We start from the raw sequence: 17989 nt of genomic DNA, 5'->3' as shown, positions 1-17989 counted from the left end.
GCGCGTATGAATTTCACCGCCCTCTTCATCCGGCGCCCCGTGGTGGCGCTGGTGGTCAACCTCCTCATCGTCATCGCCGGCCTGCAGGCCATCCAGTCCCTCAACGTGCGGCAGTACCCGCGCAGTGAGAACGCCGACATCACCGTGACGACGGCCTACGTCGGCGCCAACGCGGAGCTGGTCCGCGGCTTCATCACCACGCCCCTGGAGCGGGCCATCGCCTCGGCGGACGGCATCGACTACCTGGAGTCCCAGAGCCTGCAAGGCGTCTCCACCATCCGCGCCCGGCTCAAGCTCAACTACGACTCCAACCGCGCGCTCAGCGAAATCAGCGCCAAGGTCGACCAGGTGCGCGGAGACCTGCCGCCCGAGGCCCAGGTGCCCGTGCTCGGCATCGAGTCCGCGGACAGCCAGTTCGCCGCGGCCTACCTCAGCTTCTCCTCCGAGTTCCTGAAGCAGAACGAGATTACGGACTACCTGGTGCGCGTGGTGCAGCCCCGGTTGTCCGCGGTGGAGGGCGTGCAGCGCGCGGACCTGCTGGGAGCGCGGACGTTCGCGATGCGGGTGTGGCTGAAGCCGGACCGGATGGCCGCGCTCAACATCAGCCCGGCGCAGGTGCGGCAGGCGCTCGCCGCCAACAACTACCTCGCGGCCGTGGGACAGACGAAGGGCTCGCTCGTGCAGGTGAACCTGACGGCGAACACGGACCTGCGCTCGGTGGAGGAGTTCCGGCAGCTCATCGTGCGGCGGGACGGCGGAGCGGTGGTGCGGCTGTCGGACATCGCGGACGTGGTGCTCGGCGCCGAGGACTATGACAGCGAGGTCAACTTCACCGGACAGACGGCGGTGTTCATCGGTATCTGGGCGCTGCCCAACGCCAACTCGCTGGACGTCATCCAGCGCGTCCGCGCGGAGATGGACTCGCTGCGCAGGGACATCCCGGAGCAGATCAACGCCACCATCGCCTTCGACGGCACGGAGTACATCCAGAACGCCATCGACGAGGTGGTGAAGACGCTGGGCGAGACACTCCTCATCGTCGTGGTGGTCATCTTCCTCTTCCTGGGCTCCGTGCGCTCCATCCTCGTCCCGGTGGTGGCCATCCCGGTGTCGCTCATCGGCGCGGTGTTCCTGATGCAGGTGTTCGGCTTCACGGTGAACCTGCTCACCCTGCTCGCGGTGGTGCTCTCGGTGGGCCTGGTGGTGGACGACGCCATCGTCGTGGTGGAGAACGTGGAGCGCCACCTGCGCGAGGGCCTGAGCCCGGTGGAGGCCGCCCTCAAGGGCGCGCGGGAGCTGGTCGGGCCCATCATCGCGATGACGATTACGCTCGCCGCGGTCTACGCGCCCATCGCCTTCCAGGGCGGGCTCACCGGCTCGCTGTTCCGCGAGTTCGCGCTCACGCTCGCCGGGGCGGTGACGCTCTCCGGCGTGGTGGCGCTGACGCTCTCGCCGATGATGTCCGCCTCCCTGTTGCGGGCGGGCCACGAGGACCAGGGCCTGTCGGGGGCCATCAACCGCGGCTTCGAGCGCCTGCGGGCCGCGTATGCGCGCACGCTGGAGCGCGCGCTGGGCGCACGCGGGGTGGTCTACGCCGCGTGGGCGGTGCTGAGCCTGCTCGCGCTCCTCATGTTCTCGCAGTCACCGCGGGAGCTCGCGCCCACGGAGGACCAGGGCATCGTCTTCGGCATCGTCAACACGCCGTCCAACTCCACGCTGGAGCAGCTCACCCCGTCCATCCGCGAAATCAACCGGACGCTGATGGAGCTGCCGGAGGCGGCGTACAGCTTCCAGATAACGAACCCGGGCGGCGGGTTCTGGGGCCTGGGGCTGAAGCCGTGGGAGCAGCGCGAGCGCTCCGCGGCGGAGGTGCTGGTGGACACGCAGATGCGGGTCGGCGTCATCCCTGGCGTGCAGACGTTCCCCATCCTGCCTCCCGCGCTGCCGGGCGGCGGCAACTTCCCGGTGGAGTTCGTCATCGCCTCCACGGCGGAGGCGAGCGAGCTGCTGGGGTTCGCGCAGCAGCTCCAGGAGAAGGCGGCGCAGAGCGGGATGTTCGCCTTCCCGCCGCTCATCGACGTGAAAATCGACCAGCCCCAGTCGGAGGTGGAAATCGACCGTGAGAAGGTGGCGCAGCTCGGGCTGAACCTCGGCACGGTGGGACAGGACCTGAGCGCGGCGGTGGGCGGCAACTTCGTCAACCGGTTCAACATCTCCGGGCGCAGCTACAAGGTCATCCCGCAGTTGCTCCGGGTCTCCCGGCTCAACCCCGAGCAACTGAAGGACGTCTACGTCACCGGCCCCAACGGCCAGCTCGTGACGCTGTCGTCCATCGCGTCCATCAAGGACACGGTGGCGCCCCGGTCGCTCAACCGCTTCCAGCAGCTCAACGCGGTGAAGCTGAGCGGCGTGGCCATCCGGCCGCTGGACGAGGCGCTCGCGTACCTCGAAACGGAGGCCGCGCGGATTCTGCCCAAGGGCTACAACATCGACTACACGGGCGAGTCGCGGCAGCTGCGCGTGGAGGGCAACAAGTTCCTCCCGGCGTTCATGCTCGCGGTGGTGCTCATCTTCCTGGTGCTCGCGGCCCAGTTCAACAGCTTCAGGGACCCGCTCATCATCCTGGCCGGGTCGGTGCCGCTGGCGCTCTTCGGCGCGCTGCTGACCACCTTCCTGAAGATGCCGAACCCGAACATGCCGTACTTCACCGACGCCTTCACCACCACCCTCAACATCTACTCGCAGGTGGGGCTGGTGACGCTGGTGGGGCTGATTGCGAAGAACGGGATTCTCATCGTCGACTTCGCCAACCGGCTCCAGGTGGAGGGCCGCACGAAGCTGGAAGCGGTGAAGGAGGCCGCGTCCGCGCGGCTCCGTCCGATTCTGATGACGACCGTGGCGACCGTCGCCGGCCACTTCCCGCTGGTCCTCGTGGAGGGGCCGGGCGCGGCGGCGCGCAACAGCATCGGGCTCGTGCTGGTGACGGGCATGGCCGTTGGCACGTTCTTCACGCTCTTCTTCGTGCCGGCCATCTACCTGCTCATCGCCCGGACGCGCACGGCGCGAGCCGGCAGCGAGGCACGGGAAGAGGCGGCCCCCGCGCTCGTTCCGCGGAAGGGGCACTGATTCGGTGGGTGCCCACGCGGCCCCAGGGCTTCAAAGCCTGGGGCCGCCGAGCCCGCCTGGGAACGGCACCTGGATGCGGGGCGGGCTCGCCGCGCACCGCGCCCTGCCCGGCTACTCGCCGCCGAGCACCCGCCGGGCCGTGTCGTAGGCCTCCAGGCGATGGTCGATGCCGTTGTAGCCACCGTTGATGCCCAGGGTGACGGCGCCGATGCGGCCCTGGTCCGCCTGCGTGTTGAGGCCCCGGTCGTTGAAGTACCAGCCGGCGGTGCGTGCCGCCAGGTCCGGGTCGGTGGCCACCTGGTTGGGGTTCCGGGCGATGTCCACGCCCAGCGCCCTGCCCGCCTCCTGGTAGTTGCTGGCGTGGGTGAGCTGCAGCGCGCCGCGGCCGTAGTAGGCCCCGTGCGCGGGGTTGGGCTGAATCTCGGACATGAACTGCAGCTCCCCCGTCTCCGCCGCGACCTGCGACAGGAAGGCGGCCTGACGCGCGGGCGTGCTGATGTTGAACTCCTCCATCGCCCGGTTGAGCGGGTCCAGGTACCGCTCACGCAGCGCGGGCGAGGCGTGGGGCATGATGTCGGCGAGCTGCGCGTCGGTGACGGGCGTGTACGTGTCCGGGAGGTCCGCGGCGCGAGGGGAGATGCCCTGGGCCTCGGCGGCGCGCTTCTCGGCCAGCGCCCCGGCGAGGGCCTCGCGAGTCATTGCGTCGTAGTTGCCAGTGACCTGCATGCCGGTCTCGTACTGGAAGGACTTGAGGGCGCCCTCGGTGATGGAGCCGTAGAAGCCGGTGACGTGGGACGGAGCCACGTAGCCCAGCTCCTGGAGCGCGGTCTGGAGCTGAGTGTTCAGGGCCTGCTGCTGCGCCGTCGGCTGCGTGCCCGCGAGGTTGCGGCTCAGGCCGGCGGCGGGAAGCTCGTTCAGCGCGTCCGTCACGGCCGACTCGGTCACCACGGGCCCCTGGACCTGCTGGGCGGCCTGGGCCTGGGCGGCGGCGTCCGTCTCCGCCGTGGCCTCGGCGGCGGCTTCGGCCTCGCTCGCGGCCTCGGCCTCCTGCGTGGCCTCCGCTTCGGCCGTCTTCGTGGCCTCGGCCTCCTGCGCGGCGTCCACCGTCTGCTGCTGGGCCGTGGCACTCACGGGAGAGGGATTGATGTCCACCGGCGCCTTCGCGGCAGCGGCCGTGAAGGTGTCCGCCGCGAAGGGATTCTGGGCCACCTGGGCCTGCTGCGCGGCCTGGGCCTTCGCGGCCTCCTCGGCGGCCTTCCTCGAAGCCTCCGCCTGTCGCGCTGCTTCGGCTCGGGCGGCTTCGGCTCGGGCTGCTTCCGCCCTGCCGGCGCTGTCCGCGCCTCCGCTGCTTCCACTGCCACTGACACCGGACATGAGCCGACCTCGCGCGATGGGGGGTTTTCCAGGATTGTCGCAACGCAGTGGCAGGAGTTGCGTCACTGTGCGCGAAAAACCACCCTGCCGGATTCCTCCCAGGGCTCAGGGACGGTCGCGGGCGGCCGGTGGTGCCTGGGAGCGCTGGAGCTTCCGCGTCCGGTACCTGCCCGTCTTCGGGTCGAGCGTGTGGCGCACGCTTCCCCGCTCGTCGGAGGCCTCGATGCGCGACAGGTCCGGGCTGACGGTCCACTGCACCGGCGCCTCCGTCAGGCCGCCCGCGCCTTCCAGTCTCTGGGGCGCGGAGAAGTGCCCCCGCGCATCCATCGTGAAGTGCTGGAAGGACACCAGCGGGCACTCGCCACACGTGCCGGTGCCCATGAGACTCGAGGGGCCGTTGTAGACCTGGACCAGGTGGGCTCCCGGAGCGCGGGGCGCCACGCGGATCTCGTCGTTGCCGATGTTGCGCGAGTCCACGAGCGCCTGTTCCCGGCGCGACACCAGCCAGCGCTCCACCTGCCCCTGGGTGTTCACCTCCGCCGGCACGGTGACGAGCTCCAGGTCTCCCACCGCGGCCAGGGACTTCACCTGGGACAGGTCCACGCGCACCACGTCGGGGCTCGGGGCTCGGGGCGCGTACTGGTAGGCCTGCGCCGGGTTGAGCCACACCTCGAGCGAGTCCGCATCCGCGCCCGGCTGGTACGAGGCGCCCGGGTGTGCCTTCAGGGCGCGCTCCAGCAGCTCGGGCCACTGGCCGAAGCGCAGGGGCTTCGACAGGGCCGCCGTCTGGAAGGTGGGGGATGAGGACAGGCGTGTGCCCCGGCTCGCGGCTCCCGCGTCGCCGTCCACCACGTCCACGCGGAGGCTCAGGTGGGCCAGGGGCGCCTCGGCCGTGCGGGGGAAGGCCGTGGCGGGGATGAGCGCCTCGAAGCGATAGCCGCCCGGGAAGGGCTCGAAGTGCGCGGTACTCCCGGGGTGCACTGCGTAGTGCGCCACCAGCGCGTCCAGGAGCTGCTGGCGCCGCTCGGTCTGCTGCTTCCACCAGGTCTCGCAGGCCGCCACCTTCTTCGGGGGCTTGCGAGGGCAGTCGTTCAGCGTGGGGACCGGTTGCTCCTGGAACTGGTTGACGAAGGCCAGCGGCGGCATCTTCGGTGGCGGCAGCGTGAGCCACACCTCGGCATGGTCACCGCTGCCGTCGCGGGTGAGCTGGAGCTGATCGTCGCGAACCTCTCCGGCGATGGCGAGGCCCTCGGGGCCGACGGCCAGCCAGAGGGTGGCGGACAGGTCGTCCGGCGAGGCCACCTTGCGTTCCCCCGCCACCTGCTGAGCGGCGCCCAGGGTGAGTGAAGGAGGCTGTGTCCACTCGTCGAGCTTCGCATCGGCCTGGAAGCCCGGGGGCAGTCCCTCGTGGAGGCGGAGGGCGGAGTCACTGGCGGGCGCGGCGGCGAGCAACAGGAGCGTGGTGGGTAGCAGCGACATGGAGGCGGGACTCCGGGGTGCGCGTCTTGCCGCAGCCTACAGCCCTCGGCCCCCTGCCGCTGCTCCTGGGACCACTGTGCGGCGGCGCGGCCTGGCGAACCGATCGCGCGCATCGCTGGCGGCGGCGCGGTCGCGGGCGTCGGCGGGCCTGTTGATCGCCGGGGCGCTGTCGCAGCGGGCGCGCGGCCCGCCCTCCGGTTGTGTCCCCGGTCGCGGCAGCGGAACAACGGGCGGCGCGGAGCGAATCGCCCTGGACCACGTCGGCGCCAGCAGCGAGAACTGGAGCATCATGGTCACGTTGGTCCCCTGCTTCGCCGCACGCCCGAGGTCGACATGTTCGTCGGCGTCGACTTCGGTGCGCCGTAGCGGGCGCGCGACCAGCGGAGGAAGATCATCGCCGTCGCCGCGCACTCGACGGGTTGGCACTCCTACCGCATCGACGCGACCGGCATGAACGAACGGCTCCTCGCGAACGACCCTCCGGGATGGAGCGCGATGGAACTCGTCGACGAGCTGGTGGCCCGAGCTGCGCGCGTCGTCGGGTTCGACTTCCCGTTCTGCGTTCCGCACGTGCTCCTGCGCGACCCGAAGTTCGCCTCGGACGTCGCCTACAAGGACGGCGCGTTCCTCGGCTGGCGCTCGTTCAACTGGTGTATCGCGCAGCGCCTACCGCTCACCGACCCGCTCGACTTCGCACCGTTCGCCCCGTGACGGGACCGAGCCGAACGCGCGCGGCTCTGGACGAAGCGTGCGACCGACGTCGCCGCCGGTGGGCAGCTGCCGCTCAAGGACAAGTTCCAGGCGATGTTCCAGATGGCGCTTCTCGGAAACGCGCTGCTCTCAAGGCTGTGGGAGTCTCACAAGTACCGCGTGCTCCCGTTCCCTGGCGGACGCGGCGCTGGCGAGATCATCGAGGTCTACCCTGGTGCGACGCTGCGAACGATGGGGCCCGCGAGCTACAAGTCGCGGCCCGACGAAGCTGTGCGCCTCGGTATCGCCACGTGTGCGGCCGCAGGCATCAAGCTCGACGTGGACCTCAGGCTCATCGCCCTCGCGTGCCGCTACAACTCGGGCACCGCGAAGACGCCCGACTTCGACGTGGCCGACGCCTTCGTCGCGCTCTGCACGGCCATCCTGCATGTCGAAGGCGCATGCCGCCCGGCCCTCGCGCCCGACCCGATATGGCAGGAGCGGCTCGTGAAGGAGTGGGAGGGCGCAATCTGGGTCCCGACCATCACGACGAGCGCGGCGGCGTAGGCGGCTGCTACGGTCCATTCACGATGAACAAGCGGCTCCGCAAGAAGAAGCGCGGCGGCGAGTTCAAGGAGCTCGGCTTCGAGCTGTTCGGCGACCTGCGGCCCGACGTCTCCGACGACGACATCGAGGCGTTCGTCGACCGGCTGATCGTCGTTGTCGAGGCGCGCAAGCTCGCCTTCGGCGGTGGCGGTGGGCGTGACGAGAAGTTCGAGGGCTTCGTCACTCGCATGGGGCGTGGCAGCGCGACGGAGGACGACCGCACTGTGCTGGCCGCGTTCCTCGCGGGCGACGACGCCATCGTTCGTCACGAGGTCGGCGCGCTGCGCGACGCTTGGTACCAGCCATCTGTGGATGTGGAAGGAGGTCGCGGTGAATCATGACGACGCTGCCGTTGTTCGGCAGCGACTCATTCAGAACCTGCGTGCGGCGCTCGTTCCCGCCCTGAGCAACGGGAGCTGGACGTCTGCGCGAGCATCGGTCCCGCGCCCGCGGCACGTTCGCCCGGCACACCTTCCGTGCTGCTCCGGCTCGCGCAGCTTCGTCCACTCCACCCATTCACCGCCGGGTTCGAGTACCCTGTGGGCCGTGTGAACTTCTTATCGGCGCGGGCCCTGACCTGGAGAACCTAAGTCGATGTTCCTGCTCTACCTCATCTTGCTTGTGGTCGGGTTCTTCTTCCCGCCGGCATGGCTGGTTTTCGCCGGCATCTGGATCTACCGGTTTGCCTCTCGCAAAAGCCGCAGGGCTGAGGCCATGGAGAAAATCTTGAAGGCCATGGTCCGGACGAGACGAGACTATCTCGACGTGCCGAGCCTCTACTTCGAATGGGCTCGCGCATACGCCATCGACAAAGGGGGCGGCACCGGTGGTGAAGAAGACTCGGCCTCCGTGACGGTGGTCATCGAGCACACCCCGTACTTCGTCGTCTTCTGCAGGGCTGATCCGGCGAAACCCGGATTTACAATCAGCATCACCGAACACGACCGGATTCGCGACGATGTCGAGAGGTTCGCAAACGGCCAAACTGAGCGATTCGCCGAGGATATGGAGAAGAAAATCGCCAGCATCTTCGGGGGGAAGCAAGGAGGGACCCCCAGCTCTTCGAGCGAAAGCTCGCCGATGGGGGACCGAACTGCACCAGCCCGGACGGCGTTCATCGGCATGATGGACATCGACGACTTCGATGCTATCAACGAGAAATTGGGCCGGGGCGCTGGCGATCAGGTGATGAAGGCGTACAAGAGGTTGGCGGCCACGCAGTCGAAGGTCGGCAGTATCCTGAACGAGACCGGCTTCATGGCACTTCAGGACGAGTTGGCCCGCACTGGCTCAGCATTGAACGAGTTCGTCCTCTGCTTCCCGTACTCGTCCGGTGACGAGTTCATCATCCAGCACCAGGATCCGGAGAAGGTCCGCTCGGTCCTGGAGTCGATGCAGAGGGCAGCCGACGAACTTGAGCTAGCTATCCCTGATGACTCGGGCGCAACCATCGCCCTGCTTCATGGCATTCCGGTGTCGATAGGCTGTGGATCCACCAAGGACGAAGCCTGGAGGGCTGTAATCGCCCAGAAGCGGACCGGAACGAAGAAGGCGATGTCCGACCGCATCGAGCTTCTGAATCCGCCTCCTGATGCTCCATCTGCCGACGGCGGGATCACTGACGCGGCACGGGAGATTTTCCGGAACCAACCAGCTACAGATCCAGAGAGCGGACTTCCCACGACCATCGAGATCACCGTCGAGGAATCACCCCGGGGACCGATTCCGGTGCTGATGTGGGGGCCCGTCGAAACCCGGCGCCCCGGCTGGACCAAGACCCACCACGAGAAGATGTGCCGCGAGATCGTAGGACACATGGTTTCGCTGGGGATCGCTGACAGCAGCCGCGTCACCGAGACGACCGAAGAGGTTGCGCAGCTCTCTGACCTGGTCTGGAGGAACCTCGAACAAGCTATGACCAAGGCCCGGTCGAATCAGGGATGACGTGGGTCGGCCGGTCACCGGCCCCGGGATTCAGGCCCAGCACCATGAGCGCGGCCGGCACCCGGGCTCCTGCATTGCGAAGATCGGAAAGGGCCCGGTGAAGGTCGGCTCGCGCGTTCGCACGGCGATCCCGTACATCAGAGGTCCGGCATCGCGTCGAGGAGTACCGGACGCCCTGCTTGGGCCGTCCGGCGCGGCGATCGCGCAGGCGCCGACGGAGAGCGCGCGGTGGCGCCGGTCTCGGGGTCTGCGGACAAGACCGGCGCGCGTTCTCTGTCCGTTCGGGAGAGAGAGACCGAGAGCGGTTTACCGGTGACGTTAACCGCTCACCGCGCGCGCTCGGCTGCGCCTCCGCGATCAGCTACGCGGCGTTGCCGCGCGATGCACCCGCGACGAACGCACGCAGCCTTCGGCGCTGCTCCTTCCCCTGGTATCGTTCGCGATCGATGAAGCAGCATGGCGACAACATCGACCTCGGCGGAGGTCGAATCATCGAGGGGGCTGTCTGGCGTGGCTGACGAGATGATGGGCGGCGCGCTCCTCGAGCTCAAGCTAGTCGGCGAGATCGCGGGCTCGTTCCGCGTCCCGCGGTACCAGCGCGGCTATCGCTGGGGGAAGCTCGAGGTCGAGCGCCTGCTCAACGACATCTGGGAGAACGGCGACAAGGACTACAGCCTCCAGCCGGTCGTCGTGAAGCGAGACGCCGAGGACATGTGGGAGCTCGTCGACGGCCAGCAGCGCCTGACGACGATGTACCTGATCTTCATCTACATGCAGCGTGCGGGGCTCAAGAATGTCGGCCCGCAGTACTCGCTCACGTACGACACGAGGCCGAAGAGCAGAGACTACCTTCAGGCTCCAGACCCTTCGCTCGCCGACGACAACATCGACTTCTTCCACCTGCACGCCGCGTACACCTGCATCCAAGCGTGGTTCGAGCAGAAGGGACCGACGCCCATCAAACGGCAAGAGGTCGCCGACGACGTCTTTCGCTACCTCTGCAAGCGCGTTCGCGTGATCTGGTACGAGGCACCGAAGGGCCTCGACTCGACGACGCTCTTCACGCGCCTAAACGTGGGGCGCATTCCGCTCACCGACGCGGAGCTGTTCAAGGCGCTCTTGCTCTCGCGTAATCGCGGCGGTGCAGGCAAGACGGATCGAACGCACGAGATCGCCGCGCAGTGGGACGGCATCGAGCGCGACCTCCAGCATCCCGACGTCTGGGCGTTCGTCGCCGATGCATCGGCATCCGACACTCCCACGCGGATCACGCTGCTGCTCGACACGCTCGCCGGCGGTCCTCGCGGTCGAGCACGTCCCCGATTTCACACCTTCGACGTCCTTCGAGAGAAGGTGGAGAAGAGCAAGCCCGAGACGATCTGGAACGAGGTGGTGCAGCTCCACGCGCGCGTTCTCGGCTGGTACGAGAACCGCGACCACTACCACAAGATCGGCTACCTCGTGGCGCAGGGCGAGCGCTTCGGTGACCTCGTCACGCTCGCGGCCGGCAAGACGAAGAGCGAGTTCGAAGCGGTCCTCGACGCTCGCATTCGCGAGACGCTGAACCTCTCACCTTCGGACGTGAGCGCACTGAGCTACGAGTCCGACCGGCAGAAGTGCGAGCGGGTTCTGCTCTTGATGAACGTCGAGACGGTGCGGCGAATGAAGGATTCCACCGAGCGCTACTCGTTCCGCACGCATCGCCGCCAGGCGTGGTCCCTCGAGCATATTCACGCACAACATGCCGAAGGCCTCACTAAGGCCGAGCAGTGGAAGGAATGGCTCAGGCTTCACCGTGACGCGCTCGCGGACCTCCCGTCGGTGGATGAAGCGCAGCGAGATGACCTCCTCCGCAGGATCGACGACGTCGGTGACAAGCTCGATCGCCAGGTGTTCCAGATGCTCGCGCGCGACATCGCGGCAGCCTTCACGATCACGGACGCATCAAGCTCGGCGGCCACCCACTCCGTTCACTCGGTGTCGAACCTCGCGCTCCTCGCGAGCGGTCACAACAGCGCTCTGGGCAACGCGGTTTTCGAGGTCAAGCGGCGGCGAATCCTCGAGCTGGATCGACAGGGAGCCTACATCCCCATCTGCACGCGGCAGGTGTTCCTCAAGTACTACACGGACGCTGACGCCCTGCAGGTCCACTTCTGGAGCACGCAGGACCGCGACGCCTATTTGAGCGCGATCCTGTCGACGAACGGCGGCGTGGGCGCGTACCTCAAGCCCGAGGCTCCAGCACCATGAAGAGCTACGTCACGTCCTACAACGGCCTGTTCGATCGGCCTGCGGGAGACGCGCCGGCGATGCAGCGCATCGAGATCCCGATCATCCAGCGGGACTACGCGCAAGGCCGGGACAGCGGCACCGTCGCGCGCATCCGCGCCAACTTCCTCGACGCGCTGCACGACGCGCTGACCACGACGACGCCCATCAGCCTCGACTTCGTCTATGGCGACGTCGTTGGTGGGACGCTGCGCCCGCTCGACGGCCAGCAGCGTCTGACCACCCTGTTCCTCCTGCACTGGTACCTCGCCTGGCGCGCGGGAAGCCTTGAGCAGGAGTCCGGCTGGAAGCGCTTCGAGTACGCCACGCGTCCCAGCGCACGACGCTTCTGCGAGTGCCTCGTGGAGTCCAAGCCACCGGCCGACGCCAAGCTGCGCCCGTGGTTTGAGGACCAGTCCTGGTTCCTTCACACCTGGCAGCACGATCCGACGATCCAGTCGATGCTCGTGATGCTCGAGGCGATCCACGAGCGATTTGCTGACGCCGACTGCGTCGCCGCGTGGGCACGACTCGTGGACGCCGACGCGCCGGGGATCTCGTTCCACCTGCTGCCGATCGAGCAGATGGGCTTGAGTGAGAACCTCTACATCAAGATGAACTCGCGCGGGAAGCCGCTCACGCCCTTCGAGAACTTCAAGGCGAGGTTCGAGCAGGTGCTTGAGCACTCCTGCCCGGATCGCGTCGAGGAGTTCGCGCAGAAGATCGATGGCGCTTGGGCTGACCTGCTGTGGCCTTTCCGAGGGAGCGACGACATCGTCGACGACGAGTTCCTGCGCTACCTCCAGTTCATCACCGACGTGTGCGAGTGGCACGACGGGCGACTTCCTGCGGGTGACTTCGAGGACCTGGCCGAGCGCGTCTACGGCACGGAGAGCGAGAACGCCGCACGGCACGTGGACTTCCTCATCCGGTCGTTTGACGCGTGGGTTGAAACGGACATCGACGCGGTGTTCTCCGCGACCTTCTCTCTTGCGCCTGCCAAGCTCGACTCGGACGATACGAGCAAGGTGGTCCTGTTCGGACCTCCGGGAAGCACGGTCAACCTGTTCGCCGAGTGCTGTTCGGGCCAAGTTCGGCGCAGCGCGCCGCGCACGCTGCTGCTCTACGCTGTCCTGCTTCACCGACTGCACGACACTGCGGAGTTCCCGCGACGCCTTCGGGTACTGCGGAACCTGCTCGAGGCGTCCGGCAACGAGATTCGCGCTGACAAGATGCCGGCGCTGCTTGCTGACGTGCGCCAACTCATCGTCGAGGGGGCGCTCAACGGCATCGAGACCTTCAACCAGGCCCAGGTTGCAGACGAGAAATTGAAGGCCGAGATGCTCGGCAAAGCGCCCGCACTTGAGCGCTCCCTGTTCCACCTCGAAGACCACCCGCTGCTGCGTGGCTGCCTCGCCGCGTTCGATCTCGACGTCGCGACCTTCGAGCGTCGCGCGCGCGCCTTTCACGAGCTGTTCGCCGAGGCGAACCTGCTTCCCCTCACCGGGGCGTTGCTTGCTGCTGGCGACTACTCACAGCGCATCAACCACCGCTTCCTACAGCTCGGGTCCAGCGTGGATCGCGCGCAATGGCGCGATGAAGTCCTCACGGGCTCCAGCCGCGCTCACCTCGCGGGCGTTCGTGATGCGCTCGGGCGTTTTCTCGATACCGTCGCCGCGCGCGAGGGAGACGTACGGTCGGCGCTCGTGACGTTCACGCAGGCGTGGCTGGAGAACACGGACCACACCAATGGGCTGGACTGGCGCTGGTACTTCGTCCGCTACCCCGAGATGCGCGCGGGACGGTCCGGCATCTATGCCTCCGCGACCGGCACGCTCGGATACAGCGTGTGCATGCTCGATAAGAAGGCGATGGGCAGCTACTACCGCGACCCCTATCTCGCTGCCATTCGGCAGCAAAGCGGCGTCGCCCAGACCGCCGTCCACGGGTTGGTGCAGCACTGGTCCGGCGAGCCAGGGTTCACGGGCTACGAGACGGAGCCACGCTGGATGCGGCTCGTGAAGAGCGGGACGGACATGCAGGTGGTACCGGACGGGATTCTGCTCCGCGCTCCGGCTGCGGCGCAGCACGCGGAAGCGTTCTTGCGCGTCTGTGAGGCGCACGCGATCGGTGCCGATCTTCGCTTGAAAATCCCGCAGGTCACCGCCGGCGGGCGCCAGCTCGACACCAAGGACCGGGTGCAGCTCGGGGCCGCGCTCCTCCGTGATATGGTCGGCGCCGGGCTGTAGCGAAATGAGCGAGCAGCCCGGCTGGTACTTCACGGCCCTCTGGGACCCAGTCCCGATTCGACGAGGCGACGCGCTCGGCTTCCGAGCAGGCACGGACTACTTCGCCGACCTGCTTGCGCCCGGCCTGAGCAACGCCGCCTCCGACGCGCGCTGGATCTCGCGTACGACGGCCAGCAACTCGTCGGCCGTCTTGTAAGGCAGCATCGCGCGCCAGCCCGTGTAGCGGGGCAGCGGCCTCCCGGCGCACTGGTCCTCCAGCAGCATGTTCGCGACCGGCTCGTCCCGCGCCTCGAGCTCACGGAAGACTCGGCGCGGCGGCCCCTTCGGCCTGTCGCTCAGCACCGAGTTGCGGAGCGCCGCCGACTTCGGCTCCTCCGACGGTGGCCAGGGCTGCCCACGACGCTCAGCGCGGTGCTTCGCGCGCCACATGCCGAGCAGGGTCCCGGCGAGCACGTCGGCCGCCTCGTCGATGCGACGCTGCACGTTGGCGCGTCGTTCCTCGTGCACGATCTCGGCGGCGGTCTTGGGTGGCGGGGCTTGGTCCATGCGTCCACCACACAGGCTCGGTTCGCGGCTACAGTCCAGCGAGATCCGGGACAGCTCGCGTTTGCTAAGCGCGTCCCGAAGGCACCCGATCCCGAGGCGACGGACGCATGATGGGACAGAGCGAATCGGCAAATCTGTCCCAGCGCTCTCGACCCAAGCTCTCGGACTCGCGATGCGAACGCCTGCGTGGGTCAGTGCGAATGCACGAATCTGCCCCAAATGCGTTTACCGAGAGCGTTCGCAGGCGGCGCCGCGCACGGAGGTCATCACCGGCCGCCCTTCTTTCCCGACGGTTCATCCCCACGCACGTGGGGAACACTCGCCGCTCATGATTGCGCCCGAATCCCGCGCGCTCACCGCTCCGGTGCGCTGGACCTGCTCCTCCTGCACCCTGAGGTGGCTGCCCAGGTCCTCGCTGGCGGCTGCCGCGTCTACCACTGCACCACCTGCAGCACATGGTTCGCAGGCGCCCGGCAGAACATGGCCCACCGGGACGCGCCCCCCAAGCACGAGGTGCAGGGCTTCACGGTGCCGCCGGCCTGAGCGGCAACATGACATCTCAGCGGAACCCCGCCGAGTCGTTCCAGTCAGGCACCGGGATGAAGCGGAGACCCTCCGGCGGCGGCGTGAGGCTCATCACGCTTTCCACCACGCTGCGGTGGAAGACATGGACGACGGACTCTGCAAGCCGGAAGGCTCGGCGCTCCTCCAAGGGCATGCCGTTGAGCACGTCCTCGTCCAAGGCGAGCTTGTCGATGCCCAGCACGTCGCCGTCATCCGCGTCGACGTTGAGCTGCGAGCGCGCCCGGTCCACGCACGGGATGCGCCTCCACATGTGGACCAGCCAGTAGCGCAGCACCGCTTCGCCAACGCGGACGTCCGCGGGGACCAACTGCACGCCGGGGAGTTCGAACCGCGCCAACACCTCCATGAGACGACGCGAGACCACCGGCGCCGGCAGGCTGTGGTGGTCCACCATGACTGGCATGGGCGGCACCGGCTCCGCGAGACGAAGGCGAATCGGCTCGGCCAAGTTCACCGGCTTGCCCTTACGGAACATGAGTGCGCTCTGGTCCCATCCCAGCAGGGGATACGTGTTGGACCCGGCCCTCTCGATTACGAAGTAATCGCGCTGCATGACTATTCCCCACCGTCAGCTTGCGCCGCACGAGGGGCTTTCGCGTGACGCCGTGCACCACTCCGTGGCGACGTCCTCGTGGACACGCGCGCCGAGGCTTGTCCGGAATGTTGAGCACGCCTGAGCACCCGGCCCCGCCCTCCTGGTAGTCGCGACCATCGCTGGTGAGCGTCCACGTGAAGCTCGCCACCTTCTCCAGGATGGTGGCGCTGACCTTGTCCAGCTTCCGCACGAATGCGGCTGGGTTCGCGCAGAACGCACCGCACGCTGCGGACTCCGCGACCTTCTCGACCATGGCGGTGACTGCCTTGGGGTAGGCCATCTGGACGTCGTGAGCCCACCCGGCCGAGTGGTTTCCGCGGTGGAGGGGGACCTCGAGCTCGCAGGCGACATCCATCCGCGACGGGAGCATGCAACCATTCGGACGGCGGTTGATGTCGTACCCGAATTCGCGACAGAACCTCGCCCAGTCCTCGTCGTCGGCCATCACCTCGGAGCAGATGAGGTGGTGCGCGGCGAGGGAGCGCGGCCCCGTGTACCAGGGGTGCTCTTCCGGCTCGCGGCCCTGGAGGATGGCGTCGCTGAGCCAGTCCGAGTTGCCGAGGTGGGCGCCCCACTCCGGCGCGAAGTCGTGCCCGGGCTTCCCGCAGTACTCGCACGGTGGCCTCTTCGGAGGCTTGGGCCCGTCGCCAGGGCCCGACTTCTCGAAACGAATCTTCCCGCCCGCGCGGATAATGACCGGCATAGAGCCGGACATTGCGCCAAAGCTAGCAAACCGGCCCATGGACGGAAGTGCAGCGCGGAGTCGCGCAGAAAACAAGGGCGCCGGCAGCGAGGCCAGCGCCCTTCGGACTCCAGCGAACTGGTGACGGTCAACCCATCCGTGCATCTTGGTCCGGGTCCAGGACCGTCAGCGCGCGAGCAGTTCGCGAAAGGCGATGCCGGGCAACTCCAGGCTGTGCACGGCATCCCTCAACCGCGCCGTGCCGATGATCATCGTGGCGAAGTTGCCCACCCGAAACAGGTCCAGGCCTCCGGGCAGGGAAGCCGCATCCAGGATGGGTTCGTCGGGTCGCGAGAATGCATGCCGGCCACAGATGGCGCACGGTGGAGGCACGTCCGGAGGAATGCAGTCCGGGTGCAGCCGGCCACGCGGCTCAATCTGGAGGTCCAGCAGCGCGGGCGGGTTCTTCTGACGGAACCGCAGCTCCGTCCGGCAGCCAAGCAGCCCCTGAACACCCGCCGCTTGCAGACGCTCCAGCGCATCACGACGCACGAGCAGCAACGAGGTCCCCTGCCACGTGAACGGACCGAACTCTCCGGAGGCCCGCCCCTCCAGCGGACCCAAGGCCGTACCGGGTGGCAGCTCTACATTCGGGGGCGCCAGGGGGCGCACACACTCGCGAAGGCGTGCGAACACAGGGAAAGGCTCGGGCCTGGGGTTCTCGAACTCTCTCCGCTCCGGCAGTTGCGACAGGTCCACGTTGGGGTAGTGGTGCCCCCAAGAGCTCCACGTCGCGCCGCATCCGGGACACTGCACGCCGGGAAGCCCCCACGCGTGCGCGGCGTCGAAGCTCCCGCTGAAGCGGGCCGTTGCCGTCTCATCCTCGCGCAGCCAGAAGTACCGGGTCATGTCTCCAGGGTACTCACCCAGAGCGGGAAGTAACGCCGGTGCTCGGCTGGTGGGTCTGCTGAGCGTCGGACGGAGGGCAAGGCGGGCGCTCGACGGTGGCCGCAAGCGCGTGAGACATCATCGTGCGCGGCGGCGATGGGCCCCAAGGATGCGCGTATTGCGGAACTGGAAGCGCAAGTGGCCGCGCGCGATGAGGTCATCGCCAGGCTGATGGCGAAGGTGGAGGCGCTGACTGCGCGCGAAGATGCACGGAATGATCGGCCGGCCAGGCGCTCAACCCACCTACTGACCGCGTTTCTTCCAACGAGCCCTCGGGTGAACTGACTGCAGCCCCGGCTTTTCAGGTCCGCGATCCACATGGCCGACCCCGCTACGAACAGCTTGGGTGGCCCGACTGCGACCCATTCCCCCGGCCCGTCACAGGCTCTGCGACACTCGAGGCCGAGGCTGCGCCGGAGGTGTCCCCGTGTGGTAGAGTTCCGCTCCTGTTCCCAACTCCGGTAGCGGCTCACCGCGGGCAAAGGGAAGTCATGTCACGAGCGAATTCGCCCGCGTTCTCCGTCCAGCTTGGCGCGCACGGCCCCGAGGCCCTGAGCGTGTCGGGAGTGTCCGGCACGGAGGGCATCAGCCGACTGTATGACTTCCGGGTGGACTTCTTCACCCGGGACAGGGAGCCGCTGTCGGTAGCGGACCTGCTGGGCAAGGACGCGCTGGTGACGCTGTCGGTGCGCGATGGCAGCCCGCGCTACGTGCACGGCCACGTGCGCAAGGTGGAGTCGCTGGGTCTGAAGACGGGCCGGCGGCGCTACCGGGCGCACGTGGTGCCCAGGCTGTGGCGGCTGACGCAGGTGCACAAGAACCGCATCTTCCAGGGCAAGAGCGTGCCGGACATCCTCAAGGCGGTGCTGGGCGAGGGTGGGGTGGAGGTGCGGCTGG

14 protein-coding genes and 1 pseudogene are annotated in these 17989 nt (G+C 67.8%); 9 read left to right on the top strand and 6 right to left on the bottom strand.

Annotated features, from left to right (window positions below; genetic code table 11):
* The first annotated feature begins 6 nt into the window (after window positions 1-6).
* Window positions 7-3126, top strand: coding sequence for an efflux RND transporter permease subunit (locus K8638_RS15470; RefSeq protein ID WP_223755292.1), 3120 nt, complete (start codon window positions 7-9; stop codon window positions 3124-3126).
* A gap of 111 nt (window positions 3127-3237) precedes the next feature.
* Here K8638_RS15470 and K8638_RS15465 read toward each other — a convergent pair whose 3' ends face one another.
* Window positions 3238-4500 (bottom strand): glycoside hydrolase family 19 protein, encoded by a 1263-nt coding sequence (locus K8638_RS15465; RefSeq protein ID WP_223755291.1) that lies wholly within the window; start codon window positions 4498-4500, stop codon window positions 3238-3240.
* A gap of 105 nt (window positions 4501-4605) precedes the next feature.
* A complete protein-coding gene (locus K8638_RS15460) occupies window positions 4606-5979 on the bottom strand; it encodes a hypothetical protein (protein WP_223755290.1) in 1374 nt (457 codons plus the stop codon).
* Window positions 5980-6474: 495 nt separating this feature from the next.
* Here K8638_RS15460 and K8638_RS15455 point away from each other — a divergent pair, with 495 nt between their 5' ends.
* From K8638_RS15455 to K8638_RS15430, 6 genes are all read left to right on the top strand, one after another.
* Window positions 6475-6690, top strand: a complete 216-nt coding sequence (locus K8638_RS15455) for a hypothetical protein (RefSeq protein WP_223755289.1) — start codon at window positions 6475-6477, stop codon at window positions 6688-6690.
* A gap of 93 nt (window positions 6691-6783) precedes the next feature.
* On the top strand, window positions 6784-7236 hold the full coding sequence (locus tag K8638_RS15450) for a hypothetical protein (protein ID WP_223755288.1): 453 nt from the start codon (window positions 6784-6786) through the stop codon (window positions 7234-7236).
* A 23-nt stretch (window positions 7237-7259) separates the two neighbouring features.
* Window positions 7260-7616, top strand: a complete 357-nt coding sequence (locus tag K8638_RS15445; protein WP_223755287.1) for a YggL family protein — start codon at window positions 7260-7262, stop codon at window positions 7614-7616.
* A 253-nt stretch (window positions 7617-7869) separates the two neighbouring features.
* On the top strand, window positions 7870-9219 hold the full coding sequence (locus tag K8638_RS15440; RefSeq protein WP_223755286.1) for a hypothetical protein: 1350 nt from the start codon (window positions 7870-7872) through the stop codon (window positions 9217-9219).
* Window positions 9220-9729: 510 nt separating this feature from the next.
* Window positions 9730-11469, top strand: coding sequence for a DUF262 domain-containing protein (locus tag K8638_RS15435; protein ID WP_223755285.1), 1740 nt, complete (start codon window positions 9730-9732; stop codon window positions 11467-11469).
* On the top strand, window positions 11466-13736 hold the full coding sequence (locus K8638_RS15430) for a DUF262 domain-containing protein (protein ID WP_223755284.1): 2271 nt from the start codon (window positions 11466-11468) through the stop codon (window positions 13734-13736). Before K8638_RS15435 ends, K8638_RS15430 begins: the two co-directional genes overlap by 4 nt.
* Window positions 13737-13832: 96 nt before the next feature.
* Here the strand turns inward: K8638_RS15430 and K8638_RS15425 are convergent, their stop codons facing one another.
* Window positions 13833-14282, bottom strand: coding sequence for a hypothetical protein (locus K8638_RS15425; RefSeq protein ID WP_223755283.1), 450 nt, complete (start codon window positions 14280-14282; stop codon window positions 13833-13835).
* 559 nt (window positions 14283-14841) lie between these two features.
* Window positions 14842-15420, bottom strand: coding sequence for an imm11 family protein (locus K8638_RS15420; protein WP_223755282.1), 579 nt, complete (start codon window positions 15418-15420; stop codon window positions 14842-14844).
* Between the two features lie 176 nt (window positions 15421-15596).
* Between K8638_RS15420 and K8638_RS45210 the strand changes: the two genes are divergently transcribed.
* Window positions 15597-15737, top strand: a complete 141-nt coding sequence (locus K8638_RS45210; protein WP_223755517.1) for a hypothetical protein — start codon at window positions 15597-15599, stop codon at window positions 15735-15737.
* 11 nt (window positions 15738-15748) lie between these two features.
* Here K8638_RS45210 and K8638_RS45205 read toward each other — a convergent pair.
* Window positions 15749-16165: pseudogene (locus K8638_RS45205) on the bottom strand (AHH domain-containing protein); the annotation flags it as partial.
* A 165-nt stretch (window positions 16166-16330) separates the two neighbouring features.
* Window positions 16331-17053 carry a double-CXXCG motif protein gene (locus K8638_RS15405; RefSeq protein ID WP_223755281.1) on the bottom strand — a complete coding sequence of 241 codons (723 nt, stop codon included), beginning with the start codon at window positions 17051-17053 and terminating at the stop codon, window positions 16331-16333.
* Between the two features lie 530 nt (window positions 17054-17583).
* Here K8638_RS15405 and K8638_RS15400 point away from each other — a divergent pair.
* Window positions 17584-17989: contractile injection system protein, VgrG/Pvc8 family (locus K8638_RS15400; protein WP_255662722.1), on the top strand; the 406-nt coding region annotated here is incomplete at its 3' end.

The sequence above is a fragment of the Myxococcus sp. RHSTA-1-4 genome (assembly GCF_020037125.1).
Taxonomy (GTDB): domain Bacteria; phylum Myxococcota; class Myxococcia; order Myxococcales; family Myxococcaceae; genus Myxococcus.
Note: the sequence above shows the minus strand (reverse complement) of the source record. Positions and strands in the feature narration are given on the sequence as shown.

Excerpts from the sequence above, each read along its gene's own strand:
- K8638_RS15470 (WP_223755292.1), top strand. The coding sequence starts at position 7 with ATGAATTTCACCGCCCTCTTCATCCGGCGCCCCGTGGTGGCGCTGGTG.
- K8638_RS15465 (WP_223755291.1), bottom strand. The coding sequence starts at position 4,500 with ATGTCCGGTGTCAGTGGCAGTGGAAGCAGCGGAGGCGCGGACAGCGCC.
- K8638_RS15460 (WP_223755290.1), bottom strand. The coding sequence starts at position 5,979 with ATGTCGCTGCTACCCACCACGCTCCTGTTGCTCGCCGCCGCGCCCGCC.
- K8638_RS15455 (WP_223755289.1), top strand. The coding sequence starts at position 6,475 with ATGGAACTCGTCGACGAGCTGGTGGCCCGAGCTGCGCGCGTCGTCGGG.
- K8638_RS15450 (WP_223755288.1), top strand. The coding sequence starts at position 6,784 with ATGTTCCAGATGGCGCTTCTCGGAAACGCGCTGCTCTCAAGGCTGTGG.
- K8638_RS15445 (WP_223755287.1), top strand. The coding sequence starts at position 7,260 with ATGAACAAGCGGCTCCGCAAGAAGAAGCGCGGCGGCGAGTTCAAGGAG.
- K8638_RS15440 (WP_223755286.1), top strand. The coding sequence starts at position 7,870 with ATGTTCCTGCTCTACCTCATCTTGCTTGTGGTCGGGTTCTTCTTCCCG.
- K8638_RS15430 (WP_223755284.1), top strand. The coding sequence starts at position 11,466 with ATGAAGAGCTACGTCACGTCCTACAACGGCCTGTTCGATCGGCCTGCG.
- K8638_RS15425 (WP_223755283.1), bottom strand. The coding sequence starts at position 14,282 with ATGGACCAAGCCCCGCCACCCAAGACCGCCGCCGAGATCGTGCACGAG.
- K8638_RS15420 (WP_223755282.1), bottom strand. The coding sequence starts at position 15,420 with ATGCAGCGCGATTACTTCGTAATCGAGAGGGCCGGGTCCAACACGTAT.
- K8638_RS15405 (WP_223755281.1), bottom strand. The coding sequence starts at position 17,053 with ATGACCCGGTACTTCTGGCTGCGCGAGGATGAGACGGCAACGGCCCGC.